Origin of the sequence: Streptomyces sp. NPDC005866, from assembly GCF_040629895.1 — a bacterium.
Taxonomy (GTDB): Bacteria; Actinomycetota; Actinomycetes; order Streptomycetales; family Streptomycetaceae; genus Streptomyces.
The window spans coordinates 55,568-81,221 of record NZ_JBEXWP010000003.1 but is presented as its reverse complement, the minus strand read 5'-3'; the positions used below and the strand labels follow the sequence as shown (position 1 = coordinate 81,221).

At 69.9% G+C, this 25,654-nt stretch carries 28 protein-coding genes and 2 pseudogenes; 14 read left to right on the top strand and 16 right to left on the bottom strand.

What is annotated here, in order from left to right:
- The first annotated feature begins 340 nt into the window (after nt 1-340).
- The 3 genes from ABZ396_RS05075 (at nt 341) to ABZ396_RS05065 (ending at nt 3,265) form a co-directional block, all read left to right on the top strand.
- Nucleotides 341-1,870: an FAD-dependent oxidoreductase gene (locus tag ABZ396_RS05075; protein ID WP_358920370.1), complete on the top strand. Its 1,530-nt coding sequence runs from the start codon at nt 341-343 to the stop codon at nt 1,868-1,870.
- Nucleotides 1,871-2,113: 243 nt separating this feature from the next.
- On the top strand, nt 2,114-2,494 hold the full coding sequence (locus tag ABZ396_RS05070; protein ID WP_358920368.1) for a hypothetical protein: 381 nt from the start codon (nt 2,114-2,116) through the stop codon (nt 2,492-2,494).
- An 87-nt stretch (nt 2,495-2,581) separates the two neighbouring features.
- Nucleotides 2,582-3,265: a DUF6766 family protein gene (locus ABZ396_RS05065; RefSeq protein WP_358920366.1), complete on the top strand. Its 684-nt coding sequence runs from the start codon at nt 2,582-2,584 to the stop codon at nt 3,263-3,265.
- 176 nt (nt 3,266-3,441) lie between these two features.
- Here the strand turns inward: ABZ396_RS05065 and ABZ396_RS05060 are convergent, their stop codons facing one another.
- Nucleotides 3,442-3,954, bottom strand: a complete 513-nt coding sequence (locus tag ABZ396_RS05060) for a hypothetical protein (RefSeq protein WP_358920365.1) — start codon at nt 3,952-3,954, stop codon at nt 3,442-3,444.
- Nucleotides 3,955-4,266: 312 nt separating this feature from the next.
- Nucleotides 4,267-4,437: a hydrophobic protein gene (locus ABZ396_RS05055; protein ID WP_358920363.1), complete on the bottom strand. Its 171-nt coding sequence runs from the start codon at nt 4,435-4,437 to the stop codon at nt 4,267-4,269.
- Nucleotides 4,438-4,577: 140 nt separating this feature from the next.
- On the opposite strand from ABZ396_RS05055, the gene ABZ396_RS05050 reads away from it, so the two are divergent.
- Nucleotides 4,578-4,772: a CsbD family protein gene (locus ABZ396_RS05050; protein WP_358920362.1), complete on the top strand. Its 195-nt coding sequence runs from the start codon at nt 4,578-4,580 to the stop codon at nt 4,770-4,772.
- Nucleotides 4,773-4,955: 183 nt separating this feature from the next.
- Nucleotides 4,956-5,420: an ATP-binding protein gene (locus ABZ396_RS05045; protein WP_358920360.1), complete on the top strand. Its 465-nt coding sequence runs from the start codon at nt 4,956-4,958 to the stop codon at nt 5,418-5,420.
- Here ABZ396_RS05045 and ABZ396_RS05040 read toward each other — a convergent pair.
- The 3 genes and pseudogenes from ABZ396_RS05040 to ABZ396_RS05030 form a co-directional block, all read right to left on the bottom strand.
- Nucleotides 5,413-5,606: pseudogene (locus ABZ396_RS05040) on the bottom strand (sigma-70 family RNA polymerase sigma factor); the annotation flags it as partial. The gene ABZ396_RS05045 and the pseudogene ABZ396_RS05040 overlap by 8 nt on opposite strands.
- 195 nt (nt 5,607-5,801) lie before the next feature.
- The gene (locus ABZ396_RS05035) at nt 5,802-7,565 is read right to left on the bottom strand and encodes a thiamine pyrophosphate-dependent enzyme (protein ID WP_358920358.1); all 1,764 of its coding nucleotides are present in this window, start codon (nt 7,563-7,565) and stop codon (nt 5,802-5,804) included.
- A gap of 14 nt (nt 7,566-7,579) precedes the next feature.
- Nucleotides 7,580-9,163 carry an FMN-binding glutamate synthase family protein gene (locus tag ABZ396_RS05030; protein WP_358920356.1) on the bottom strand — a complete coding sequence of 528 codons (1,584 nt, stop codon included), beginning with the start codon at nt 9,161-9,163 and terminating at the stop codon, nt 7,580-7,582.
- 199 nt (nt 9,164-9,362) lie between these two features.
- On the opposite strand from ABZ396_RS05030, the gene ABZ396_RS05025 reads away from it, so the two are divergent.
- On the top strand, nt 9,363-10,202 hold the full coding sequence (locus tag ABZ396_RS05025) for a DUF1206 domain-containing protein (RefSeq protein ID WP_358920354.1): 840 nt from the start codon (nt 9,363-9,365) through the stop codon (nt 10,200-10,202).
- 168 nt (nt 10,203-10,370) lie between these two features.
- On the opposite strand, the gene ABZ396_RS05020 is transcribed toward ABZ396_RS05025, so the two are convergent.
- Both ABZ396_RS05020 and ABZ396_RS05015 read right to left on the bottom strand, forming a co-directional pair.
- The gene (locus tag ABZ396_RS05020) at nt 10,371-11,090 is read right to left on the bottom strand and encodes a response regulator (protein ID WP_358920352.1); all 720 of its coding nucleotides are present in this window, start codon (nt 11,088-11,090) and stop codon (nt 10,371-10,373) included.
- Nucleotides 11,087-11,386: pseudogene (locus tag ABZ396_RS05015) on the bottom strand (ATP-binding protein); the annotation flags it as partial. The pseudogene ABZ396_RS05015 and the gene ABZ396_RS05020, both read right to left, overlap by 4 nt.
- Before the next feature lie 48 nt (nt 11,387-11,434).
- Here ABZ396_RS05015 and ABZ396_RS05010 point away from each other — a divergent pair.
- Nucleotides 11,435-11,638 carry a hypothetical protein gene (locus ABZ396_RS05010; RefSeq protein WP_358920419.1) on the top strand — a complete coding sequence of 68 codons (204 nt, stop codon included), beginning with the start codon at nt 11,435-11,437 and terminating at the stop codon, nt 11,636-11,638.
- A 144-nt stretch (nt 11,639-11,782) separates the two neighbouring features.
- Entirely contained in the window at nt 11,783-13,216 is a 1,434-nt protein-coding gene (locus ABZ396_RS05005; RefSeq protein WP_358920350.1) for a gluconate:H+ symporter, read from the top strand.
- 83 nt (nt 13,217-13,299) lie between these two features.
- Here ABZ396_RS05005 and ABZ396_RS05000 read toward each other — a convergent pair whose 3' ends face one another.
- From ABZ396_RS05000 to ABZ396_RS04980, 5 genes are all read right to left on the bottom strand, one after another.
- The gene (locus ABZ396_RS05000; protein WP_358920348.1) at nt 13,300-13,428 is read right to left on the bottom strand and encodes a hypothetical protein; all 129 of its coding nucleotides are present in this window, start codon (nt 13,426-13,428) and stop codon (nt 13,300-13,302) included.
- A gap of 146 nt (nt 13,429-13,574) precedes the next feature.
- Nucleotides 13,575-14,009 (bottom strand): VOC family protein, encoded by a 435-nt coding sequence (locus ABZ396_RS04995; protein WP_358920346.1) that lies wholly within the window; start codon nt 14,007-14,009, stop codon nt 13,575-13,577.
- 44 nt (nt 14,010-14,053) lie between these two features.
- On the bottom strand, nt 14,054-15,190 hold the full coding sequence (locus tag ABZ396_RS04990) for a DNA alkylation repair protein (RefSeq protein WP_358920344.1): 1,137 nt from the start codon (nt 15,188-15,190) through the stop codon (nt 14,054-14,056).
- Nucleotides 15,187-15,489, bottom strand: coding sequence for a hypothetical protein (locus tag ABZ396_RS04985; RefSeq protein ID WP_358920342.1), 303 nt, complete (start codon nt 15,487-15,489; stop codon nt 15,187-15,189). Before ABZ396_RS04985 ends, ABZ396_RS04990 begins: the two co-directional genes overlap by 4 nt.
- A gap of 165 nt (nt 15,490-15,654) precedes the next feature.
- Nucleotides 15,655-16,482 (bottom strand): helix-turn-helix transcriptional regulator, encoded by an 828-nt coding sequence (locus ABZ396_RS04980; protein WP_358920340.1) that lies wholly within the window; start codon nt 16,480-16,482, stop codon nt 15,655-15,657.
- Between the two features lie 196 nt (nt 16,483-16,678).
- Between ABZ396_RS04980 and ABZ396_RS04975 the strand changes: the two genes are divergently transcribed.
- From ABZ396_RS04975 to ABZ396_RS04955, 5 genes are all read left to right on the top strand, one after another.
- Nucleotides 16,679-17,416, top strand: coding sequence for an SDR family oxidoreductase (locus ABZ396_RS04975; protein WP_358920338.1), 738 nt, complete (start codon nt 16,679-16,681; stop codon nt 17,414-17,416).
- Nucleotides 17,417-17,848: 432 nt separating this feature from the next.
- Complete coding sequence (locus tag ABZ396_RS04970; protein ID WP_126916548.1) at nt 17,849-18,052, top strand: cold-shock protein; 204 nt, start codon at nt 17,849-17,851, stop codon at nt 18,050-18,052.
- 248 nt (nt 18,053-18,300) lie between these two features.
- The gene (locus tag ABZ396_RS04965) at nt 18,301-19,821 is read left to right on the top strand and encodes a DEAD/DEAH box helicase (RefSeq protein ID WP_358920336.1); all 1,521 of its coding nucleotides are present in this window, start codon (nt 18,301-18,303) and stop codon (nt 19,819-19,821) included.
- 46 nt (nt 19,822-19,867) lie between these two features.
- Nucleotides 19,868-20,194: a CBS domain-containing protein gene (locus tag ABZ396_RS04960; protein WP_358920334.1), complete on the top strand. Its 327-nt coding sequence runs from the start codon at nt 19,868-19,870 to the stop codon at nt 20,192-20,194.
- A gap of 570 nt (nt 20,195-20,764) precedes the next feature.
- Complete coding sequence (locus ABZ396_RS04955) at nt 20,765-21,115, top strand: MerR family transcriptional regulator (RefSeq protein ID WP_358920332.1); 351 nt, start codon at nt 20,765-20,767, stop codon at nt 21,113-21,115.
- On the opposite strand, the gene ABZ396_RS04950 is transcribed toward ABZ396_RS04955, so the two are convergent.
- The 4 genes from ABZ396_RS04950 to ABZ396_RS04935 form a co-directional block, all read right to left on the bottom strand.
- The gene (locus tag ABZ396_RS04950) at nt 21,116-21,820 is read right to left on the bottom strand and encodes a methyltransferase domain-containing protein (protein ID WP_358920330.1); all 705 of its coding nucleotides are present in this window, start codon (nt 21,818-21,820) and stop codon (nt 21,116-21,118) included.
- Entirely contained in the window at nt 21,817-22,320 is a 504-nt protein-coding gene (locus ABZ396_RS04945; RefSeq protein ID WP_358920417.1) for a hypothetical protein, read from the bottom strand. The genes ABZ396_RS04950 and ABZ396_RS04945 overlap by 4 nt, the downstream gene beginning before the upstream one ends.
- A 2-nt stretch (nt 22,321-22,322) precedes the next feature.
- Complete coding sequence (locus tag ABZ396_RS04940) at nt 22,323-23,759, bottom strand: molybdopterin-dependent oxidoreductase (protein ID WP_358920328.1); 1,437 nt, start codon at nt 23,757-23,759, stop codon at nt 22,323-22,325.
- A 70-nt stretch (nt 23,760-23,829) separates the two neighbouring features.
- Entirely contained in the window at nt 23,830-23,970 is a 141-nt protein-coding gene (locus tag ABZ396_RS04935; RefSeq protein ID WP_358920327.1) for a hypothetical protein, read from the bottom strand.
- A 456-nt stretch (nt 23,971-24,426) separates the two neighbouring features.
- Here ABZ396_RS04935 and ABZ396_RS04930 point away from each other — a divergent pair, with 456 nt between their 5' ends.
- On the top strand, nt 24,427-25,410 hold the full coding sequence (locus ABZ396_RS04930) for a metallophosphoesterase (protein WP_358920325.1): 984 nt from the start codon (nt 24,427-24,429) through the stop codon (nt 25,408-25,410).
- Nucleotides 25,411-25,654: the final 244 nt, after the last annotated feature.

Genomic DNA, 25,654 nt, shown 5'->3' with positions numbered 1-25,654 from the left:
AGGCCCCCGGGTCGTCGTTGTGCCGGGACGGCATGATGCCGGCACGCGCGATGGCGCACGAGCCGGCCGCGGGTGGGTGTAGGGCGGGAATCCGGGGGTAATCGACGCGGGCTGGTGGGGGAGCGGCGCACGCCTGGGGAGGTCGAGCGCCGCTCCCCGCCGGAAGCGGGTCACCGTCTGCTGCGCATCCGCCGGGATCCCCTTCCTCGAAGAGTCCGATGACCCTGTGACCCTTGCAGGCGGCCGAACGGGCGTTCCCGCGGCTTCTGGCCCAGTTCCGGGTGTCATGTCGCCATGGCGGGAACCCGGCGGCCATGAACGCTGAGACAGGGGCACGCCCATGAAAGACGCCGAAAGTGGAATCCGGGGGTCGTACTGGCTGGAGACGGCGCCGCCCGCCGAACCCGCGCCGCCGCCGCCCGGTGACCTTTCGGTGGAGGTCGCCGTGGTCGGCGGTGGCATCGCCGGGCTCAGTACGGCCTGGGAGCTGGCCCGGCAGGGTCGCGAGGTGGCGGTGCTGGAGGCGGACCGGCTGGCCTCCGGGGTGACCGGGCACACCACGGCCAAGCTGACCGCCCTGCACACCCTGATCTACGACCACCTGCGCCGGACCCGCGGCCCCGAGGGCGCGCGGCTCTACGCGCTGTCGCAGAGCGAGGCGATCCGGCATGCCGCCGAGATCGTGACGGAGCTGGGCGTCGACTGCGACTGGGAGGAAGCGGCGGCTTTCACGTACGCGCAGAACCCCGGGCGGGTGGAGGAACTGCGCGCGGAAGCTCGGGCGGCACGGGAGGCCGGGCTGCCCGCCGACTTCGTCACGGAGACGGACCTGCCCTTCGAGGTGGCCGGGGCGGTCCGGGTGACCGGGCAGGCCCAGTTCCATCCCCGCAAGTACCTGCTGGCACTGGCGGACGACCTGCGCCGGCGCGGCGGCACGGTGTACGAGGGGACGCGGGTCGTGGGTCTCACCGAGGGCGATCCCTGTGTGCTGGAGACGGACTCGGGGGTGTCGGTGCGTGCCGAGAAGGTCGTGGTCGCCACCCACTATCCCGTCTTCGACCGGGCCATGCTGTTCACCCGGCTCTCCCCGCGCCGGGAGCTGGTCGTGGCCGGGACCGTCGACGAGGACCGGGCCCCGCGCGACATGTACATCACGCCGGAGCAGGGCACCCGGTCCGTCCGCAGCGCACCCTACGGGGATGGCAAACGCCTGCTGATCGTCACCGGCGAACACTTCACGCCCGGCACCACCGACGTCGAGCAACGCTTCGCCCGGCTCTCCGACTGGGCCGGCGACCACTTCCCCGGGCTGACGTTCACCCACCGCTGGGCCACCCAGGACAACGACTCGACCGACTCCGTACCCCTGGTCGGCCCGCTCCACCCCGGCAGCCACCACGCCTACGTGGCCACCGGTTTCGGCGGCTGGGGTCTGAGCGGCGGCATCATGGCGGGCCGTCTGATCAGCGACCTCGTCGGCGGACGCGAGGTCGAGTGGGCCGGTTTGTACGACCCTCGGCGCCTGGGCCCGGTGGTCCGTGAGGGGATGTCGTTCCTCAAGCACCAGGCGCAGGTCGCCCGGCACTTCATCGGCGACCGGCTGCCGGCTCTGACCGGACCGCGCCCGGAGGACATCGTCCCGGGCGACGGCGCCGTGGTGCGGATCGGCGGACATTACTGCGCGGTCCACCGCGACGAGAGCGGTCAGCTCCAGGCCGTGTCCGCCGCCTGTACCCATCTCGGCTGTCTCGTCGCCTTCAACCGCGCCGAGCAGGCGTGGGAATGCCCGTGCCACGGTTCCCGCTTCGCCCCGGACGGCCGGATCCTCCAGGGGCCCGCCGTAAAACCGCTGGAGAAGCGAGACTTGTGAGGCGCACGGTGTTTCCCGGTAGGGACCTCACGGATGCGGTGCTGTGCGCGGACGGGGCACTGCGCCACCCGCTGGGGGGACTGCCGCGATCCCACCCCGGCCGAATAGCCCGAACGTTCTGTGCTCACCTGAAATACGGCGCGGCGTCCGCCGATCACGATCGCCACCGCACCAGCATGGCCCGACACGCCCCTGACGTGCAGGTGGAGGTCTTTCTTGTCGCGCTGGAGGAGCACTGGGCTGATGGCCGCCGTCTGTGTTGCCTGGTTGACCGGGTGCACCACGCTCGGCGAACGGGAGACGGCCGCATCCCGTGCGGCCCTGAGCTTCGAGGAGAGCCTCCGGCGGAAGGACGGGGCACGCGCCTGCGCGGCGCTGGCACCCCAAACCCGGCAGGAAGTCGAGCAGTCCGCGAAGAAGCCCTGCGTCCAGGCTCTGTTCGATGAGGAACTGACCCAGGCGGGGCCGGTACGCGGGGTCCAGGTCTACGGACGGCAGGCACGGGTGGTCCTCCATACCGACACCCTCTTCCTGTCAGCGTTCCCGGCCGGCTGGAAGGTCACCGCGGCAGGCTGTGTGCCGCGCCCCCAACAGCCCTACCAGTGCCAGGTCAAGGGAGGATGACCGCAGGATGCGCACCCTTTTCACCCTGCTGCTGCTCACCGTCGGCGCCGGCCTCGGCTACTTCACCGCCATCGGACTGATGCACCGATGAGCCGCCTGACACGGTTCGTGAAGCACAACAGTCTGACCCTGGCCTTCGGCACCGGCTTCTTGCTCACCCTCGCCGGCCAGGCCGTATCCGGACACGCCGACTTCAACAACCAGCTGGTCACCGACGGCCTCCACCCCATCGGCTTCCTCGCCTACCTCACGACCTCCGACTTCGCCGTGGACGTCACGGAGAACTGGCAGTCGGAATACCTCCAGTTCTCCCTCTACATCTTCGGCACCATCTGGCTGCTCCAACGCGGCTCGCCCGAATCCAAGGAACTGCACCAGGCCGGTGTGGAAAGCGACCGCGAGCAGAAAGTCGGAGACCACGCCGACCCGTCATCGCCCCGCTGGGCAGCCGACAAGGGATGGCGGCAGAAGCTGTACTCGCACTCACTCGGCATCGTCATGGGCGCCATCTTCCTGTGGTCGTGGCTGGCTCAGTCCATCACCGGCACGTCCGCCTACAACGAGCAACAGCTGCGCCAGCTTGAGGCACCCGTCTCGTGGACGCAGTACCTCGGCTCCGCCGACTTCTGGAACCGCACCCTGCAGAACTGGCAGTCCGAACTCCTCGCCGTCGCCTCCATGGCCATCCTCTCCGTCTACCTGCGCCAGCGCGGATCCCCCGAGTCCAAGCCCGTGGGCGCCGCCCACACCGCCACCGGAGTCGAGGGCTGAGGTACACCAGCAGGCCGAGGGCGCAGTGCTCGCTCGTGCGGGAGCCGGCCGAGCGGTGTGAGAGGCTCCCGTGGCGCTTGGCGTGCCGGGGCCGCGTAGAGACGTCGCAGCAGCGTGAGGACGTCTCGGCAGCTCGTCGGTGCCCGAGCGGAGCAGCAGGCTCTCGGGCGCTTGGATCAGGGCAGCTCCGCGCTGTCGAGGCTGAGCAGTTCCATGAGCTGGGTCCGGTGGAGGCCGGCTATGTCCTCGAGCAGGTCGGGATGGCGCAGCAGAGGCGCGGCTTCGGTGTCCCACTTCCCGGGGTCGGTCAGCCGCCGCAGGCCTCCGGCGGACTCGTGCTCGCTCATGGAGTGGGCCTGGCCGGCGGCGTGGGCGGCCAGGGCGGGGGCGGCCAGGAGGCAGGCCGCCCAGCTGACGACGGTTTCGTCGATCCAGGTCCGCCAGGCGGTGTCGTCGGGCTGCGGCTCGCATCCGGTGAGCCAGTCCAGGCGATGGGATCCGCTGGGTGCGAGCAGGTGGAGGAGCTCCACGTCGATATCGGTGGGGTACCGCAGGGTGGCGGCGAGGGCGACGGCCTGGCGGGCCTGGGCCTCGGCCAGCGCCCGGCTGAGCGCGCCGCCGGGGGCGGGATAGGCGGCGAGGAGCCAACGGGTGGAGGCGGTTATGACAGGTGTCAGATCATCGGTCACGGCGGTCGGTCCCTTGGGAGGGTGCTCGCCTGTGTCCGGCAGATCGGGCCCGCGAGCTGTTTCGCGGAGCTACGCTGCCCCACTCGTGACGCACCAGCGTAGGCGGCCGAACCCGAAGAGGGAATGAGCCCGATCACAGATCACCGGCCGCGGTGACGACGCGGGCCACGACGGTGAGCGGCTGAACATCGATGCGACGGTGCCCGGCCGCGCACCTCCGCCCCGGCCGCCCGTGCCCTCGTTCGTCGGGCACACCCGCAGGGACCGGCCGTCATGGCGGCCGGTCCCTGCGATGGGGTGCGCGCAGTCAGATCACCATCGGTACCAGCGACCTCGGCCCCCGCCGGCGCTGGGGGAGCGCATCGCGAATCCGAGCACCCACAGCACCAGCACGGCGAGGGCCACCCACCAAAGAACGTTGACGGCGAAGCCGGCGCCGAAAAGGATTACCGCGAGAAGCAGCACAAGAAGCAGGGGAACCATAATTATCGACCTCCTGCGTCTCCGTGTGCCCCGCCAATTCCCCGCCACTCACTCGTGGCGCCTTGTTTATGAAGCGAAGGGCCGGGCACTCGTGGAGTTACCGCGAAGGCGGCACTATAAGCTATGAGGAGGCATGTTCCATGACTGCCGGCGAGAAGGCCAAGGCGAAGACCGAGCAGGCCAAGGCGAAGACCGAGCAGGCCAAGGGTAAGACCAAGGAGACTGTGGGAAACGCCATCGGCAATGACCGCATGGCCGCCGAGGGGCAGGCGGAAAAGAGCAAGGGCGACGCTCGTGAGGCCAAGGAGAAGACCAAGGACGCTTTCAAGCGCTGACGTCCTTCTCTCCCCAGGCAGAGGGCCTTCCCGGAAAGGATCCGGGAAGGCCCTTCTCAGTTGTGTCGTGATCGGGCTGCTTTGCACGGTCGCCTCATGAACAACGCGACCGCGGGTACATGAACTGGAACGACGGCGAGAGCCTGTGACGAGAAGAGAAGGACGACCCACAGGAAGAGTTCTATGGTCATCCCGCTGAAGAACCGGGTATCGAATGAACCCGAATCCGCGGCGCCCCTGCGGTACAGCGCCGCCTGGGACACGACGGACACATCGATCGCCGACGCCCGAGCGGCCGTCCGCGCGCTGCTGGCCCGGGTCGGCCACCACCCCGACCACCGGCCGAGCCAGGACGCCCAACTCATCGTCAGTGAACTGGTCACCAATGCGCTGCGCCACGCACCCGGTCCGGTCGGCCTGGCGCTGGAGGTGTCCCCCGACGCCGCCCTGCTGCGCATCACCGTGAGCGACACCTCCCCTCGCCCGCCCGAGCTGCGCGCACACGACGCCCGCCGCGTCGGCGGACATGGCCTGCACCTGGTCACCCGGCTCTGTGGGCGGCTGCACACCGACGCACTGGACACCGGCAAACAGGTCGTCGCTCACCTCCGTCTGCGCAAGCCCGCCACCGAGTTAGGTATCAGGTGAGCATGCCTTCGCGCAGACGGGCGAGGTGCGGGGCAGGAGCCGGGAGACGTGCATCCGGGAGACGCCCGGGCGTTCGCCGATCTGGGCCCGGGTGAGTTCCTCCACGAACCGCATGTGGATGATCTACCGGTCACGCTCGCCGAGTTCGGCGATCAACGGGGCCAGGGCGCGGAAGTCCTCCACCAGCGTGTTGCGGGCGTACTGGTAGTCGGGCGTGCCCTCCTCCAGTACCGTCAACTGGTCCACCGTCTGCCCGGCGGTCTGCAAGGTCGTCGTCGGTATGATGCGCCCCCCCTGTCCGTCCGCCCTGGTCCTCGCCGGTCCGTCGTCCGGCAAGCACGCGCCTACCCCGGCCGCCGACCGGCATTCCTGAAGCTGCCGTCAGTCTTCGCCGGGCTCACCGTGACTGCGTACGATCTCCTTCATCTTGGCGACGGCGAACCCCCAGCCCTGTTCGACGGTCGGCTTGGCCGGTACGGCGATCTCGTCGGGGTTGGTGAGAACGTCCAGCAGGACGGGGCCCGGGCTGTGGAAGGCGCGCCGCACGGCGTTCTCCACGTCGGCCGGGTCAGTGACGCGGATGCCGGTGATGCCCATGGCTTCGGCCACGGCGGCGAAGTCGGGGTTGTCCAGCACGGTGCCGAACTCGGGCAGTCCGGCCTGTTCCTGTTCGAGTTTGACCATGCCCAGCCGGCGGTTGTCGAAGACGACGAGCTTGACGGGAAGGCGGTACGTCTTCAGGGTCATGAGGTCGCCGAGGAGCATGCTCAGTCCGCCGTCGCCGCAGAAGGCCACGACCTGGCGGTCGCGGTCCAGGCTCTGGGCGCCCAGAGCGTGGGGCATGGCGTTGGCCATCGAGCCGAGGTTGTAGGAGCCGATGAGGCGTCGCTCACCGCGCATTTCCACGAAGCGCGACAGCCACACGGTGGCCATGCCCGTGTCGGAGGTGAAGACGGCGTCGTCGGCGGCGATCCGGTCGACGGCCGCGGCCAGCGCTTCGGGCCGTATGTCGTGGGCACGGTTGTCCAGCGCGGAGCGGATACGGCCCACAACTCCCTTGTCGTGCGACGGGTCGGCGAGCCGGGCCTGACCTGCGCGCCACTGGTCGAAGCGGTCGCGCGCCTTCACCAGATGGGAGCGGTCACGTGCGCCTTCGGACCCGGCGGGCGCGGTGGTGAGGTGGTCCAGGAGGTCGCGTACGGTGGCGCCGGTGTCCCCCACGAGGCCGACGTCGACGGGTACCCGGCGTCCGATGTGGGTGGCCTCGGTGTCGACCTGGATCACGGTGCGGCCCTCGGGATACCAGTCCCGGTAGGGGAAGTCCGTGCCGAGCAGCAGGAGGGTGTCCGCGTCCTGGAGGGCCGACGCGGCGGCGGGGTTGCCGATCAATCCCGTCTGGCCGACCTGGAAGGGGTTGTGGTCGCCCTCGAAGCCCGCCTTGGCCTTCAGCGTGAGCACCATCGGCGCGGCCAGGCGGTCGGCGAGGGCGAGGACGTCCTCACGAGCGGCGCGGGCTCCCTCGCCGACGAGCAGGGTGACGCGTTCGGAGCGGTCGAGGAGTTCCGCGGCGCGGCGGACAGCCGGGCCGTCCGGCCGGCTCACCGCGGCGTTCAGGGAGAACCGGGCCGGCCGGTCGTCGGCCAGTTCCCGTTCGCCCAGGTCGCCCGGCACGGTGAGGACGGCGACGCCCCTGCGGCCGAGTGCGGTGCGCACCGCCGTCTCCAGCATCTGCGGGAGCTGGTCGGGAGAAGTGATGGTCGCGCGGAAGACGGCCACGTCGCTGAAGAGCGAGTCGTTGTCGACCTCCTGGAAGTAGTCGCTGCCGAGTTCGGCGAGCGGTACCTGACCGGCGATCGCCAGGACCGGGGCATGGCTCTTGGCCGCGTCGTACAGCCCGTTGAGGAGGTGGACGGAGCCGGGGCCGACCGTGCCCATGCACACGCCGAGGGCTCCGCCGAGCTGCGACTGGGCGCTCGCGGCGAACGCCGCCGCCTCCTCGTGCCGGCAGCCCACCCACTCCAGGCCCTCGGTGGTGCGGATGGCGTCCGTCAGCGGATTGAGCGCGTCTCCTACGACGCCGAACACCTGGCGTACGCCGAGCTCGCTCAGCGCGTCCACGATGACGCGGGCAACGGTACGGGCCACTTGGATCCTCCAGGTCACACGGTGAAACGGTCGGGGTCGGCGGCCGCCCAGTCGGCCGCCCAGGAAGCCGGCGGCTCGGCGAGCAACTGCCCAGGCTCGAGCCAGTCGTACAGCTCCTCGTAGGAACGCTCGGTGAAGCTGTCCACGCGCTGGCGGAGCATGTGCGGACGCAGCTCCGCGGGATCGCTGACGCCCATGGACGCCATGATCTGCAACGCGCTGGCGACGGTCGCTTCCTGGAAGCGCTGGACGCGCGCCGTCTTGTCGGTGACGTCGAGGGCGCGGGCCCGGCGCGGGTCCTGGGTGGTGACGCCGGTGGGGCAGGTGTTCGTATGGCACTTCTGGGCCTGGATGCAGCCGACGGCGAACATCATCGCCCGCGCGGAGTTGCCGTAGTCGGCACCCTGGACCATGCGTTTGACCAGGTCGCTGCCGGTGGCGATCTTGCCGCTCGCCCCGATCCTGATCCGGTCGCGCAGCCCCGCGCCCACCAGGGCGTTGTGCACGGTGTGCAAGCCCTCGGTGAGCGGGGTGCCCACATGGTCCGCAAACTCCAGGGGCGCCGCACCGGTTCCGCCCTCGGCGCCGTCCACGACGATGAAATCAGGCGCCGTCCCCTCCTCCAGCATGGCCTTGCAGACGGCCAGGAACTGCCGGCGCGAGCCCACACACAGCTTGAACCCGGCAGGCTTGCCCCCGGACAACTCGCGCATGCGGGCTATGAAGCGCACGAGTTCACGCGGGGTGGAGAACACCCGGTGGTACGGCGGGGAGACCACCGTCCGCCCTGCGGGGACGTCCCGGACCCTGGCGATCTCGGCGTTCACCTTGGCTCCCGGCAGAACGCCGCCGATGCCGGGCTTGGCGCCCTGCGACAGCTTCAGGGACACGCACCTGACATGATCGTGGGCGGCCTTCTCGGCGAACTCGGCCGCGTCGAAATCGCCCCTGTCGGTACGGCAGCCGAAGTATCCGGTGCCGATCTCCCAGACGAGGTCGCCTCCCGGACGGAGGTGGTACTCGGACAGCCCGCCCTCACCGGTGTCCTGGGCGAAACCCCCGGCCGCCGCACCCCCGTTGAGCGCGAGGACCGCGTTGGCGGAGAGCGAGCCGAAGCTCATCGCCGAGACGTTCAGCAGCGCCATGTCGTACGGACGGCCGCAGTCCGGACCGCCGATCCGCACACGCGGCGGTGTCTCCGGCACCGGGCACGGCGCCATCGACGGAACCAGGAACTCGTGACCGGGCCGGTACACGTCCCGTTCGGTGCCGTACGGTTCCTCCGCGTCGGTGCCCTTGGCACGCTCGTAGACGATGCTGCGCACGTCCCGGTCGAAGGGGCGGCCGTCGTAGTTCCGCTCGATGAAGTACTGCTGCAACTCCGGGCGGATGCGCTCCAGGAGGAAGCGGGCATGGCCGAGGACCGGATAGTTGCGCAGCACCGAGTGCCGACGCTGCAGCAGGTCCCGGACCCCCACCACACCCACGAAAGTGAGGGGGAGGGCCGCGAACCACCAGTAGGGCGAGAGGACGACCGCCGCGGCCACCGCCGCGACAGCCGTCACCAGGGTCAGGACGATGATTCCGACGCGTGTCACATCTGGCGCATTGCCCGGTTGGCGGCACCCATGCGTGACAGCCGGGCGCCGGACGCTCCGGGTTCCAGTTGTCCCGGCGGAATCTTCGGGTGCATTCCGCGTATGTGCCGTGGCTGCACCTGCCTGGACAGCGGGCCGGAGGACAAAGCGGAGAGTCGGCCCCGGGATGGCCTCGTCCTTCGGGGGCATCCGGTAGGGCATGGCTACTGGATCGGCAACGGCACGCGGACGCGGTCAGGCTCAACGTGCGGCGAACAGCAGAACGCTCGCGGCAGCGGCCCGTGCAGGCTTCGTCGCCCGCGGGGTCCTCTACGCGCTGATCGGCGTTCTCTCACTGCGGATCGCCTTCTCCGGAGGGGGCAAGCAGGCCGACCGGGGCGGCGCGATCGCCGAAATCGCCCAAAAGCCCTTCGGTGCCGTACTGCTGTGGCTGCTCGGAATCGCCCTGGCCGGGATGGCCCTGTGGCGGCTGTCCGAGGCTGCCTTCGGGCAAGCGGGTCCCGACGGCGAAAAGCCGGGCAGGAGGGCGATGGCCGCGGGACGTTTCTGCTTCTATGGATTCGTCGCATACTCCGTGCTCTCCTACGCCGCCGGGGACAAGGCCAGCGGCAGCGGCAGTTCCGACAAGAACTCCCAGGACGTCACGGCGAAGGCGTTGGACTGGCCCGGCGGGCAGTGGATCGTCGGTGTCGCGGGTGCCGCGGTGACCGCTGCCGGCATATGGATCGCCGTCCGGGCCGTGATGCGCAAGTTCGAGAAGCACCTCAGGATGTCGGAGATGTCACGGAGGACGCGTGAGTTCGTGGCCTTCTTCGGCATGTTCGGCGGTACGGCCCGGGGCATCGTCTTCGCCACCGCAGGCGGCTTCGCCATCGCCGCGGCCGTCCAGCACGAGCCCGGCAAGGCCAAGGGTATGGACGACACCCTGCGTACGTTCGCCGACACCCCTGCGGGACCCTGGCTGCTGGCGCTGATAGCGGTCGGCCTCGTGGCCTTCGGGGTCTTCTCCTGGGCCAACGCGCGCTGGCGCAAGGTCTGACAGGCGAGAGATGCCGAGATCGCCTTTTCGTCAGGGCCAGTTGGAGATGCCGAACCAGCGGATGCGGACATCGCGCGGCCGAGCCCGCGAGGCCGCAGCGGGGTCCATGTTCCTTCGGGTGGACGGCACCCGGTCCGGCACCGCGTCCGGTCGCGCGCGAGAGCGGGATCAGCCTTGCCAGCCGTACCGTCGTTCGGGGCGGCCGGCGGCGCCGTAGCGCAGGGAGACGGCGGCGGTGCCGGTGGTGTGGAAGTGCTCCAGGTAGCGGCGGGCGCTGACTCGGGAGATGCCGGTGGCGGCCGCGCATTCGGCGGCGGACAGGGTGCCGCCCGCGTCGCGGAGTGCGCGTTCGACGAGGTCGGCGGTTTCCACGCTCAGGCCCTTCGGCAGGGTGGAGAGGGCGCTGGGGACCGGGCCCGCGGACAGGACCCGGTCGATGTCGGCCTGGCTGCGCACCACCGTGGTCAGCAGCCGGCCGCGTCGGGCGGCGTATCGCTCCAGGCGAGGGTGCAGGTCCTCGTAGTCGAAGGGTTTGAGCAGGTAGTCCACCACTCCGTGGCGTACGGCGCGGCGCACCGTGTCGGCCTCCCGGGCGGCGCTGATGACCATGACGTCGCAGTCGTGCCCGGCGGTCCGCAGCCTCGGGATGACGTCCAGGCCGAAGAGGTCGGGCAGGTAGAGGTCGAGGAGGACGAGGTCCGGGCGTAGTTCGTCGACCGCGGTGATGGCCTGCTCGCCGGTGCCGGCCGTGCCGACGACCCTGAAGGGCGCCACCCGCTCGACGAAGGTCCGGTGGACCCGGGCCACCATGAAGTCGTCGTCGACGATGAGGACGTCGATCGTGTCCGTTGTATCCGATGTGTCCGACGTGTCCGACGTGTCCGTCATGGGGTTGCTCCTTCCGCCACCGCTTCGGCGGGGTGGCTCACGGACATACGGGCGGTGAAACGGGCCCCGTCGGAGGTGTTGGCCACCGTGATCTCCCCGCCACGGCGCTCGCAGACGAGCTGGGTCAGGGCGAGGCCGATGCCCCGCTCGCCCTCCGCGGCGGCCTTGGTGGTGAAGCCGTGGTGGAACACCTCTTGGGCGAGTTCGGGGGCGACGCCCGGACCGGAGTCGGACACGACGATCTCCACGCTGGCCGCGGCCTGCCTGATTTCGACCTCCACCCAAAGGTCCCGGCCGCCGGGGGCGCTCCCGGCGGCCTCGTCTTCAGTAACTGGCGCGGAATCGTGGCCCCGCCCGGCATCAGCGACGCCGACCGCGAGCGCTGGATCGCCGCACTGACCGCGCTGCACGCGTCCCGCCAGTGGAGAGCGGCACTCCGCCGACATGGCTGGACCGATGCGTTCGCCGTCGGCGACACCTTCGGAACGTTCTTGTCCGAACAGGACACATCGGTCGCCCGCCTTGTCACGAGCCTCGGACTGAACTGACCGGGCTGCCGCTTCCTGTTCCAGACCACCGACCGGCGAACGGCGTTACGCGCTCACCCCTGCCCGCGAGCCGGTCCGCCATGCGCCCTGTCCTGCCCCGCACCTCACCCCGGATCGAAAACCCGCCCGTCGAAAGGCACCCGCATGACCTCGCACAGCTGGTGGCTGCTGCTCATCCTCACCGTCGCGATCGCGGCGCTGATCTACCTCATCAACTCCCGCCTGCGCGTCCACCCGTTCGTCGCGCTCGTCGTCGTCACCGTCGTCACCGGTGTCGCGGCCGGTGAGCCCGCCGCGAAACTGGTCGCGTCCATCGAGGACGGCGCCGGCGGCACCCTCGGCGACGTGGGCGTCACCCTGGCCCTGGGCGCCATGCTCGGGCGCCTGCTGTCCGACTCGGGCGCCACCGACGCCCTCGCCCACGCCCTGGTGGACCGGTCCAGCACCCACAGACTGCCCTGGCTGGTCGCGGCCGCCGCGTTCGTCATCGGCATCCCGATGTTCTTCGAGGTCGGCCTGATCGTGCTGCTGCCGCTGATCTTCAGCGTAGCGCGGCGGATGGAGGCCCAGGGCGGTGCGAAGGGTTCCCCGTACGTCCTGATCGGGGTGCCGGCCATCGCCGCGCTGTCCACGCTGCACGGCATGCTGCCGCCGCACCCGGGGCCGCTCACCGCCATGACCGGTCTCCACGCCGACCTCGGCCTCACCATGGTCGTCGGTCTCGTCTGCGCCGTGCCCACGGTGATCCTGGCCGGTCCGGTCTACGCCCGGTGGATCGCACCCCGTCTTCCCGAGGTCCGCCCGGACGCCGCTCTCATAGCCCAGTTCACCGGTGCCGCGCGGCCCGCGGGCGCGCAACTCGGTACGGACACCGTCGGTACGGACACCGTGGGTACGGACACAGAGCCCCGTCCCCACATACCAACCGGTCTGGCCGTCGCCGTGGTGCTCGTCCCCGTCGTCCTCATGCTGCTGCGCACCCTTGCAGAGACGGTGCTCGACGAGAGCAACACCCTGCGCTCCGGGCTGACCTTCGTCGGTGAACCCCTCGTGGCCATGCTCGCCGGACTGCTCTTCGCCCTCGGCGTGACCGCCCTGCGCACGGGCCGCACCGGTGACGAGGTCCGCGCGTCCCTGACGGACAGCCTGAAGTCCATCGCGGCGATCCTGCTCATCATCGGCGGCGGTGGCGCGTTCAAGCAGGTTCTCCAGGACTCCGGTATCGGTGACGCGATCGCCACCGCCGCCGAGGGGGCGCATCTCAACATCATCGTGCTCGGCTGGCTGATCGCACTCCTGCTGTCGCTGACCACCGGCTCCGCCACCGTCGGCATCGTCTCCGCCACCGGCATCGTCGCCCCGCTGGTCAGCGGGGGTGGCCTGGAAGCCTCGCTGCTCGTCGTGGCCATCGGGGCGGGCTCCCTCGGCCTGAACTACGTCAACCACGCCGGTTTCTGGCTGGTCAAGGAATCCTTCGGCATGGACCTCACGCAGGCCACGAAGACACAGACCGTCGTGCAGACTCTGGTCAGCGTGCTGGGCTTGGGCATGGCCCTGCTGCTGTCCGTCTTCGCCTAGCGAGGTGGGCGGGGACGGAGCCGTCGGTATCCGGGACGCCAACGTGGCGATCGCCCACCGCGCCTTGGTCCCCGCTCACCGGATCAGCACCACGGCTTCGTTCCACTGGTGCCGTCGGTGGTGACGCCGACGAAGTCGTCGTACGCGATGGTCTGGCCGAAGCCGCCACCGGCGGGCGGGCCGGACGGGGTGGCGTGCGTTGAGTTGGCCATGTCGCTGACGATTTCGCCGATTTCGCCGGCGATTAAAGCCTGCCTGGCAGGATCCTGTGGATCGGGTAGGAGTTCATCCCTCCCGGGCCGGCTGCGGGCCCCTCCCATGCCGCGTGCCCGAGCGACGGGGGCACGTTCGCGGCCCCTCAGTCGAGACAGAACTCGTTGCCCTCGATGTCCTGCATCGGAATGCACGACTCGTTGACGCCATCGGCAGGCAGTAGTCCCACACGTACGGCGCCGAGCGCCACCAGTCGTGCGCACTCGGCCTCGAGTGTGGCGAGGCGTTCTTCACCCACGAGCCCGGTGCCGACCCGCACGTCAAGATGCACCCGGTTCTTGACGACCTTGCCTTCGGGAACGCGCTGGAAGAACAGGCGCGGTCCCACATCCGAGGGATCAATGCAGGCGAACCATGCGTCCTGCTGCTCAGGTGGCAGTGAGCGCTTGAAATCGTCCCAAGTGGCAAACCCCTCAGGTGGCGGTGGTACGACGTACCCCAACACCTCGCACCAGAAACGAGCGACGCGCTCAGGTTCCGCGCAGTCGAAGGTGACTTGGAACTGCTTGACCGATGCCATCGGACCACCATAGTGGCGCGTCCTGCCCTGCGATTCCGTGGTGGTCAGGGTGCTTTGAGTTCGAACTCCGCCCTGTCCGACGCCACGCCGTTGATCTGCAACGTGATGGCGTGCGGGCCCGGGTGGTAGCGGCGGGTGGTGATCGGCCGGAAGGAGTGTTCACGGCTCACCTCGATCGTCTCGCCCGGGGCGACGGTGCGGGTCGTGAGCTTGAACGTCTTGGCGCTCTGTGAGCCGTTGGCCTTGTGGTGGTGGACCACGTAGTCGATTGACAACCGGGCCTGCTCGGCGCCGCTGTTGCGGATGGTCGCGGTGAAGCGGACGCTGCCGCCGAAGGGCACCCCGACGCGGTCGAGCACCGGCCCGTCGATCTCCAGCGTCGCCGGAGCCAAGCCGAGCAGTTCGAGGGCGCCGGGGTGACCGCGTTTGAGGAGCGTACGCAGCCCGTGACGCACCAGCCGTTCGGTGGTCGGGGCCGGGGCGGCGAGCCAGCGGCGGGCGGTCGCCACGGTGAGGTCCGCGTGGTCGCGGCTGAGGTCGTTGAGGTGGTTGGCGACCGATCGCCGTACGTACTCGCTCTCATCGCCGTAGAGGGTGTCGAGGACCGGCACGGTCGCGCCGGGGCGGGCGATGAGCGCCGGAACCCGGATCGACCACGGGAGGTAGGGCCGGGTGCCCTCCGAAGCGAGGCGGCGCACATCGGTGTCTGGGGACACCGTCCATCCCCCAATGATGCCGAGTGCTCGGCCCAGGTCGTGCCGTAGCAGGATGCGGAGGGCGAACTCGGAGGTCAGCTGCCCGGTGAGGTCGGCGAGGAGCGCCATCGCGTCGTCGAAGGCATCGTCGGTCCGTTCGGCGACGGCCTTCGTGGCGACGGCACTCGTGACCGGCCAGATGAGCCATCCGCCGAACGCCGGCACGCCGTCCCGGGCCGCCCGCACGACTCGCGCCAGCTCGGCGTAGTCCCCCGGTACGTCCGCGAGCAGGGCGTCCCTCAGCAGGTCGGCCCGCTCACGCAGCGAGAGCGCGCCGAGCTGCTGCGCGGCCGCCCGCAACGAGGCGAGTTCCGCACCGGGAGCCGCGGTCTGGACGGCCCGGGTCAGGGCCTGCGCCGTGTGACCGTTGATGAGTTCGTCGGCGAAGGGCATGGTCGTCTCTTCCAGGTGATTCGGGGTGCTCACTCGACGTGCTGGAGCACGGTCGTGAACTGCCAGTCGACGGCGCTGTGGTCGATCGCGGCGTGCACCGGTGAGCCGCCCATCTCGCCGGTGATTCCGGCGGCCCCGGAGCGGGCGTGCTCGACGCTGTCGTAGGCGACGATGTCCAGGATCGTGCCGTCCTGGCGCAGGACGATGCGGCGCCACTGGAAGCCGGGCCGGCCCTTGAGGTACTCGTTGATGTCCGCGTTCGCCGCGACGAAGTCCTCCGGCGTACGGCCGGGCGCGGGGCGCAGGCTGGTCACTTCCAGGATCTCGGCCATGACGGGGTCCTTTCCGGTGGCGGGTGAGTGCGACGCCGCCGGCCGGTGTCGTCCGCCGGCGGCCTCTCCAGCGTGGCGTGCGGGGCGGCGGGCCAGAAGGCAGCGCCTTCCTGGGTGTACGGCACCCAGGAAGCGGACGCGTGGTCCGTGCGGGGCAGTGGAAGCTCAAGCCGGTTCCGCCGTCGAGGCCAGCCAGGTCATGGCCTCCTCACTGCGGCTCCCGGGCTCGGGGGTACCGACGAGGAGTTGCTGCCCTGGGGCGTCGCGCACGTCGAAGGTCTGGTATGTCAGCTCGATGCGCCCCACTTCGGGGTGCACGAACACCTTGAAGGCGCGGGTCAGTCCACCGACGTTGTGGTCGTCCCACAGGGCGACGAACTCCGGTGAGGCCTTCCTCAGCTCGGCAACCAGGCCGGCGATGTCCCCGTCGTCCGGGAACCGCCCGGCGTTCAGGCGCAGTGCGTACACGGTGCTGCGTCGCAGCAGCTCCCAATCCGTGAACACCGTGCTCGCCTGCGGGTGGGTGAACAGGATGCGCGGCATGCTCCGCTCGTCGCCGAACGGCGCGAGCAGCGCGTCGGCGATCGGGTTGGTCGCGAGTACGTCGAAGGCCGGGCCGAGCACATAGGCCGCCGCGTGGGGAAAGGCGTCCAGCAGGTGCAGCAGGGAAGGGTGCACGAGATTGCGTGGGCTGTCCGGCCCGGGCCTGGGGTGCAGCCCCGCCAGCCGGTGCAGGTGCTCGCGTGCGTCGGGCGCCAGGCGAAGCGCGCGCCCGATGGCATCGATCACCTGCGCGGAGGGATTGCGCTCGCGCCCCTGCTCAAGGCGGGCGTAGTAGTCCGCGCTGACCCCGGAGAGCACAGCGACCTCTTCCCGTCGAAGGCCGCGCACCCGTCGCCCCGAGACCCCGCCGACGAGTCCGGCGTCAGCCGGCTCAAGACGTGCGCGGCTCGCGCGCAGAAACGCGCCGAGCTCGTTGTCGCGTGCCGTCATGGCACCGATGCTATGCGCTCCGCTGGAAGCGCGGTCACGAACCTGCGCCCCATGCCCTGAAGGGTGCGGGCGACGAGAAAGGCGGCGTGAGCCTGGGTGCCGCACACCCAGGCTGACGCTCCCTTCCTGGATCCGACCCCGCGCGTTGGAGTTGAAGGGACGGCGACCGCCGCCGCAACACCCCGAAGGAGCACGCGTGACCACGTCAGCAGCATCAAAGACCGTCCTCATCACCGGTGCCAGCAGCGGCATCGGCGAGGCGACCGCCCGCCGGCTGGCCGGGGTCGGCCACCGTCTGCTCCTCGGCGCCCGTCGAACCGACCGCCTGTCCTCGCTCGCCGAGGAGCTGCGCGCCGGCGGGGCGCCGGTCGCCCACCGTGCGCTGGACGTGACCAGCCTTGACTCCGTGCGCGCCTTCGCCGCCGCCGGCATCGAGGAGTACGGCCGTATCGACGTACTGATCAACAACGCCGGGGTGATGCCGCTGTCGGCGATCGCCGAACTGCGGATCGCCGAGTGGGAGCAGATGATCGACGTCAATCTGCGCGGCGTGCTCCACGGCATCGCCGCCGTGCTGCCCCAGATGCAGCGGCAGGGGGGCGGGCACATCGTCAACGTGTCCTCGGTGTCCGGGCATCGGGTGGACCCGACCGCCGCGGTCTACAGCGCCACCAAGTTCGCCGTGGCGGCGCTGTCGGAGGGGCTGCGGCAGGAGAGCCGGGACGTCCGCGTCACCGTCGTCAGCCCCGGCTTCACGCGGAGCGAGCTGACCGACCGCGGCGGCTCGGCCCAGGCCCGGTCCGCCGCACGGTCGGCGGCCGAGCAACTGGCGATCCCGGCCTCGGCCATCGCGGACGCCATCGCCTTCGCCGTCGACCAGCCGTCAAACGTCGACGTCAACGAACTCATCGTGCGCCCGACCGCGCAGGGCTGATATTTCGGCACCGCAGTCGTCCGGCCGCCGCCGGTCGTCGGGCCCGGCGCGGAGGATGTGATCTTCATCGCGATGGGGGAGTCCCGGAGCGTTCACCGTTGCGCGAACCGCCGGCGGCGGTGGGGGCGACATATCTCCCGATGGCGGAGGTCACAGGGCTGCGGGCGGAAGCGCGGCGCAGGAAAGCCGTGCCCGCGCAGAGCAATACCTGTGCCCGTGAAATGAGAAATGGGTATGGGGTACAGCGAGTATTCCTCGACCACCGACCCGAGTGCAATTATCCCAGCGTGCAAGGGCGGTCGCTCCGTGCTACTGTCGATCGAAGTTGCAGGTGTGGTTGCCAGAAGGTTCATTTCCTACGGGGTAATCACCACGGCGACACGGAATTCGCACACGGCGAACTCCTGACACCGCCTCCGAAGGAGAAATGAAATGGCTACTGGCACCGTGAAGTGGTTCAACGCGGAAAAGGGCTTCGGCTTCATCGAGCAGGACGGCGGCGGCGCCGACGTCTTCGCCCACTACTCGAACATCTCCGCCCAGGGCTTCCGCGAGCTGCAGGAAGGCCAGAAGGTGTCGTTCGACATCGCGCAGGGCCAGAAGGGCCCGACGGCCGAGAACATCGTCCCCGCCTGACACCGGCGCCGACGCACACTCGCTGACGCATACTTCGCAGCTGGGGCCCGCACCTCTGGGGTGCGGGCCCCAGTTCGCGTGCATTTTAAGGGCGCGCGACGGGAAGGCCCCGCCACATCACCGGCCGGTGACGCATTCCCCGTCGGTCCGACTCCGCCCACATCGAACTCGGCTCGTCTCGAGATTCTCTGCGCCGCTCATCTGCTGCGGGAATTCCTTGCTACGCGCCGCATCAAGGAAGGTTCCGCATGACTCGTGCACAGACATCCCGAACATATGACCGCTTCGGAGGAGGCGCCGGCGCCAAGCGTTCCGCTGGTCCGCGCCGTTCCAAGGGCTACGGAAATCGACAGTCCGGGCGGCCCGGACAGGCCGGAGCCGTACAGGGCGAGTTCGCGACGCCGAAGACGATCACGCCCGCGCTGCCGGCTGTCGAGTCGTTCGCCGAACTCGCCCTGCCTGCACGGCTGTTGGCAACGCTCGGCCACGAAGGCGTGACCGTACCCTTCCCGATCCAGGCGGCGACCCTGCCGAACTCCCTGGCCGGTCGTGACGTACTCGGCCGTGGCCGCACCGGCTCGGGCAAGACCCTCGCCTTCGGACTCGCCGCACTGGCCCGTACCGCGGGACGGCGCGCCGAACCACGGCAGCCGCTCGCCCTCGTCCTCGTCCCCACCCGCGAACTCGCCCAGCAGGTCACCGACGCGCTCACGCCGTACGCCCGCTCGGTGAGCCTGCGGCTGGCCACCGTCGTCGGCGGGATGTCCATCGGCAGGCAGGCCGGTGCGCTGCGCACCGGGGCCGAGGTGGTCGTCGCGACGCCCGGGCGGCTCAAGGACCTCATCGACCGGGGCGACTGCCGGCTGGACGCCGTCGCCATCACCGTCCTCGACGAGGCCGACCAGATGGCCGACATGGGCTTCATGCCCCAGGTCACGGCCCTGCTCGACCAGGTACGGCCCGACGGGCAGCGGATGCTCTTCTCGGCCACCCTGGACCGCAACGTCGACCTGCTGGTCCGCCGCTACCTGACGGACCCGGTGGTCCACTCCGTCGACCCGTCGGCGGGCGCGGTCACCACGATGGAGCACCACGTCCTCCATGTGCACGACGCGGACAAGCACCGGACGACCACCGAGATCGCGGCGCGAGACGGCCGAGTGATCATGTTCCTCGACACCAAGCACGCGGTGGACCGGCTGACCAAGCACCTGCTGAGCAGCGGTGTCCGCGCCGCGGCCCTGCACGGTGGCAAGTCCCAGCCACAGCGCACGCGGACGCTGGCCCAGTTCAAGAGCGGGCATGTGACGGCACTGGTGGCGACCAACGTCGCGGCGCGCGGGATCCACGTCGACAACCTCGACCTGGTCGTCAATGTGGATCCGCCCAGCGACCACAAGGACTACCTGCACCGCGGCGGTCGTACGGCCCGCGCCGGCCAGTCCGGCAGCGTCGTCACTCTGGTGACCCCTGCTCAGCGGCGCGACATGAGCCGACTGATGGCTTCGGCAGGCATCACCCCCCAGGTCGCCCAGGTTCGTTCGGGCGAGGCGGAGCTGAGCCGCATCACGGGTGCCCAGGCTCCGTCCGGTGTCCCGGTCGTCATCGCCGCGCCGGCCGTGGAACGTCCCGGCGGCGCGTCTTCTTCGTCCCAGGGGCGGTCCCAGGGGCGCCGGGGTCGCCGGGGCCGCGCGGGCCAGGGCCGGCCCGTCGGCGAGGCGGCGCGCCGCAGGGCGGAGCGGCGGCCCAGCGTCGGCTCGGCTGCCTAGAGCCGCTGTGATCACAGGTCACCCTTTCCTTCGGCAGGAGGCACCTATGGCGCCGGCTCAGACACAGCACCATGTAGCGGATCGCTTCCCCAAGGGCGTCGTGGACGACAGGGACGCGTATGCCGCCGGACCCCGGGTCCGTGACGACATGACGATCGAGGTGGCCCTGTCGCTCATGGCCGGCGCCCGTGTCGATCACCTCGTCCTGTGCGACGGGGACGACCAGCGCACGGGCCTGATCACCCGGACCCGGCTCGCCCTCCTCCGCGACAGCCCCACCTACACGGACCGGGTCCGTCTACGGGACGTCCTCGCCGGACCGTTCACCATGCACGGCGCCCGGCCCGGCACCGCCGGGGAGCACGTCCGCTAAGGCACCACTTCCGTGAAGGTGTGAAGGACAGGCGGCGACCGCCACCAGAGACCCACAGGCCCAGAGACCCAGAGACCCCCACCGGGTCTCTTGGGTCTCTGGGTCTTTACGTGTCGCCGTGTCGCCGTCCGTTCGGATCCTCCTGGCCGGGGCGGCTGCCCTGTGGTTCCTGGACGCGAAAATCTATCCTTGTCGGAGTAGACATTGGCTCCCGGGATGGTTAGTGTTCTTCTCGTTGACACGGTCAAGTGAGACCCGGCAGACACGAACTGGCGGGTAGCAGTACGTGAAGTTCGCAGGTCGGTTGGTTCAGAGGAAGGACGGAGGAGCAGACGCCATCAGGACGCTCGGTCCGAGAAGCTCTCGGTCCAGGTACCGCAAGACAACCCGGAATGGAAGGTGGTCCCCGGTCACGCAGCCGCGATCCTCGCACCCCTCCCCTTACCGGGCCGGGTAGCGGAAACAGAAGGTCGGCGCAGCATTAGGGCCGACCGATGGTGTTCAATTTCCTTCGGGGCCCTGGTGCCGTACGGCACCAGGGCCCCTCGACGCGTTGCACAACGAGGTGACATGGCAGCAGATACTCCGCTCAGCGGTCGTCTGGATGACGACGACTACCCCGCGTACACCATGGGCCGGGCCGCCGAAATGCTCGGCACCACCCCTGGCTTCCTCCGAGCCATCGGTGAGGCTCGTCTGATCACTCCGCTGCGTTCGGAGGGAGGACATCGCCGGTACTCCCGTTACCAACTGCGGATCGCCGCCCGCGCCCGCGAGCTCGTCGACAGGGGAACCCCGATCGAGGCTGCTTGCCGCATCGTCATCCTCGAGGACCAGCTCGAGGAAGCTCAGCGCATCAACGCCGAGTACCGCCGTGCCGCGAACGAAGCGTCCGGCAGTTCCAGTCCCGGTTCCAGCTGATCACGCGGGCGTGGGGCGGCGGTCGCCGTTGCTGGGAGGGGGCCCGGATGAGCCCTGGTGCACGAGGGTGGCAAAGCAGCGGTGCCCGCTCGTCCACTGATCGGTGACGCTGAGGTCAAGGCCGGCGGCGATCCCCTGGAGCGCTCGTCGTCCGAGCCGTGCCCAGGGAAAGAAGGGACCGCTCTGGCCCTGGAGGTCCTCGAACCGGGCGGTGCACAGCTCCTCGACGTCGTCGGGGTCAACCTCGACGACGAGGCGCCCGGTCGGAGCGACAAGCCCGCCGCAGCGGCGCAGCAGGCCATGGGGGTCGCCTCCGATGCCGATGTTGCCGTCGATGAGCAGCACCGTCTGCCAGACTCTCTCGGCCGGCAACTGGTCGAAGACCGATCGGCACAGTGCGAGCCCGCCCAGAGCGGTGGTCAGGGCGACCGCCCGAGGCGCGATGTCGACCCCGAGAGCGAAGACTCCCCGGCTCAGGAGGGTCCTGCACATACGGCCCGGGCCGCAGCCGACATCGAGGACGGGACCGATGCAGCGTTCCAGTACGGTCCTGTCGGCCATCGTGGGCCGCTCGTGCCAGCGGTGCACCGGCATCCGGATCCGGCGTCCGTCGGCCAGCCGCAGGTACACCGGTTCCCGGTCAGGTCGCAGGGTGAGCGCGTAGGGATCCTCGTCGGCGTCGTACAGCTCGTCGTCCGCTGTCATAGTGTCGTGCCATGCCCCGCAGCGGGTCGGCTCTCGTCGCCCTGGCCGGCCCGTCTCGCCCGGCGCAGTCTCATCGCGAAGGCCACCGCGGAGGCCGCGAAGAGCACACCGGTGATCGCCAGCCATCGGCCCAGGTAGACGCTGTCGGACAGCCCGGTGTCGCCGGGGTAGGGAACCGCCAGACGGAAGACGAGAGGGAACCAGACCAGCAGGAGCAGACCTGACAGGAAGACGGGGACGCGCAGATAGTTGATCCACGGCACCCTCGGGCCGGCGGCGGCTCGGTGCCGCAGTACCGACAGGGCCGACAGGTCGGCGAGCGAGTACAACGGCAGGAGGACGAGGTCATGGAGGATCGCCGCACCGACGAACCAGATCGCCACGTCCCAGGGCTGGACGGTGAACAGGCGCTCCATGGCGTAGCCGGTCAGGGCGAACGAGGCGATCAGGACGAGCAGGTGCAGAGGTCCGGAGCCGTACCAGCGGACGAATCGTGCCATGGTCACGCCCTGAAGGTGAGCTGGTGAACCCACTTGGTGTTGTTCACACCGGGGTTGGCCGGAACGATGACGCGGGCCGGGTAGCCGTGATCGAGCGAGAGGTCCGCGCCGTTGACGCGGAGCGCGAGCAGCGACCGGGGATCGTGGATCTGGTTGCCCCGCAGCATCACCCTGGTGAAGGGGCCGGGGGGTTGGATCGACCTGACCAGGACACTTCCCGCGTCGGGCAGTCCGGCCAGAGCGGCGAGGTCGGCCAGCCGTAGGCCGCTCCAGTGCTGGTCCTCGGTGGACCATCCCTCCACGCAGGCGATCGGCAGTGCGGCGGCGTGCTGGGGCATCGCCAGAAGCTGATCGCGGGTGAAGACCCGTGGCGCTCCGCGTCCGTACACCTCCAGCTGCCAGGTCGGTCCGACGAGCGCGGCGGTGACGCCCACTTTCGCCGCCGTCTTGTTGATCTGGAAGCTGTTCGGGCCGCTGCCCGGATCACGGTTGTGCGGGGCGAGCAGCGCCGTGTCGCGCAGCCGTCCGCCGATGCTCTGACCGGCGGTCACCACGAGGAGGAGAAGCGAACCCGCTCCCACCATGCCCACCGCGCCGCGCCGGGTCATCGTCGGCGCGGCGGGAGCGGTTGCCACCAGGCCGTCGGGATCCGGTGGTTCGGGCACGGTGTGGGCAAGGTCGGTACGCAGCTCGGCGCCCAGGCCGCGCGAGCGCAGTGCCCGCGTCAGCCGGCCGAGTCTGAGGCACACGTGGACGACGAAGGCGGCGATGAACACCCAGGCGCCATAGAAGTGCAGGCGGTAGAACGAGCCCGGGAAGACGTAGTAGAGCTGGATGTTGAGGATGCCGGTGACGAATTCGAAGATGACGCCGCCGACCAGCATCAGCAGGGACAGCCTCTCCAGGCCGTGGGCGACGGAGCGTACCGGCAGCCATTCGAACAGCTTCGGGATCACCGACCACAGCTTGGCCAGCAGCACCGGCACCAGTACCACGCCCAGCGTCACGTGCACGCCCTGGATCAGCCGGTACAACCAGTAGGGATGTGTGGGCCAGCTGAAGAGGTAGAAGCCCAGGACGCCCTTGTCGGGGGTCTCGTCGTTGAGGGGGCTCAGCCCGGGGTTGTAGGAGGCGTAGGAGAGCAGTCCGGTGATGAACAGCACCGGGATGCCGATCAGGAGGACCAGGCCGAACACCGAGGTGAGCCAGGGCCCGCGGATCGGACTGCGCCAGAACCCAGGACGGAACGGGCCCGGGGGCGGCGGCAGCTGCCCGGCACGCCGTGCCGTTGCACGAGTGCGAGCACGGGCCGCGGCCGCGGCGGCGGCCACAGCGCCACGGAGGCGCCTGAGTCGCTTCAGCGCCGATGTCTCTTCCGGTCTCCGGCGTCTCGACCCACCGGTCGGGGCCGGACCCGACGGCCGCCCGCCATTTGCCATCGGCCGTCTCCTCCAGTCTTGGAGCCGCGCTCGCAAAGGAACGTCCCCCGCGCCTACACGTTGGCACAGGTCAGGTGGGCTGTCCGGGCCTGAGGCGCAAGCCGGTGCCCGTCTCCAGCCGAACGGCCGAACCACCCGCGACCACAGGGGGCTCGCAGCTGATGAACAGGGCGGCGAATTCACCGAAGCGGTACGGCGTCGCGCGGGTCATGGCTGACTGCTTGGTTCGCCGACCGCGCCGGCGCCATCCGCTGGGCCTTCGTCCACTCCGACGACACCGCCCGAGCCGAACCCGGCGACATCCTCGCGGCTCTCGGCGTGCTGGACTGACGACCCGGCACCGCGCCCGCCCGGCGGCGCAGACGGACGCCACTTCCGGGCCGCGCGCGGCTGCCCCGGCCGTCGGGGTCCCAACCGGCGTCCCATGCGGTGCGCTTGGCATGCCGTGAGGAGTATGACGCCTGATCAGCGTGACCGGGCAGGGCGAACTGTGCGAGCGGTTCGCCGAGCCGCGTTCGGCCTCGCCGGGCACTGTTCACCGCCTGTCCTCCGTGAAGGGACCTGTTGGTCGATCACGCCCGGGAGATTGACGCGCCTTTCCGATCACAGGAGGAACACGATGAGACAGCGGCGTCATGCAGTATCCGCAGCGGTTGCCCTGAGCGTGTTGGCCGTCACCCTGTCCAGCGGCTCGGGGTCGGCCGGCGCGGCCACCGCGGGCTCCCCGGACTCCCGGTTCACTTTCGCGGTGATCGGTGACATTCCCTACGGGGACGCCGAGATCGCCCAGTTCCCCAAAGTCATCCAGCAGATCAACGCCGACCCCGACGTGCAGTTCGTGGATCACCTCGGCGACATCAAGAACGGCTCGTCCGTATGCAGCGACGCCTACTTCCAGATGATCAAGTCGGACTTCGACCAGTTCAAGGACCCGCTGGTCTACACCGTCGGCGACAATGAGTGGACCGACTGCCACCGGCCGAACAACGGCCCCTACAACCCGCTCGACCGCCTCGCCACGATCCGCAAGGTGTTCTTCCCGCGGCCCGGCTCGACACTCGGGCAGCACAGTGTCCGCGTCGCCTCGCAGGCGGACCAGGGATACCCCGAGGACGTCCGCTACACCCGGGCCGACGTGGCCTTCGCCGCGCTGCACATCGTCGGCAGCAACAACAGCATGGCGCCGTGGACCGGCAACACCCAGCCCACCCCCGAGCAGGCCGCTGAGGTCCTCGGCCGCACCGCCGCCGTGGTCCAGTCGATCCGCGACACCTTCGACGGGGCCCGCCGCCACCACGACAAGGCCGTCGCCCTGCTCACCCAGGCCGACATGTTCGACCCCACCGTGACCGACCCCTCGTACGCCGACTACTACGCCTTCCAGCCGATCGTCGACGCGATCGCCCAGGAATCCGCCCGGTTCCACGGCCCGGTGTACCTGTTCAACGGCGACAGCCACGCCTACAACGCCGACCAGCCGCTGGCCACCGGCTCCAAGTGGCTGTCGTTCTACAAGCAGACGGCCGCTGTGCCCAACCTGCACCGCGTCACCATCGACGGGTCCGGCAACGCCACCAACTACCTCAAGGTGACGGTCGACCCCCGCAGCCCCCAGGTCCTCAACTGGACCCGCGTGCCCTTCACCTCCTGACCAACACGGGGCGACGTCCGACGGCCGGTGGGAAGCGTACGGATCCGACCGGCCGTCGGCCCTTTGGTCAGCCGGCCGCTGTCGCCCGAGGGGGTCTCGGGCGTGCGTGCCCGAGGACCAGGCCGGCCGACCGCGTTCCAGGCCGTCGGCCAGGGTGCGCAGGGCGGGTGGTGAGGGTGCCGATGCCGGCGGCGTTGCCCAGGCAGAGCCTGATGCCCCGGGGCGGGGCGTGGTCCCCGGCGCC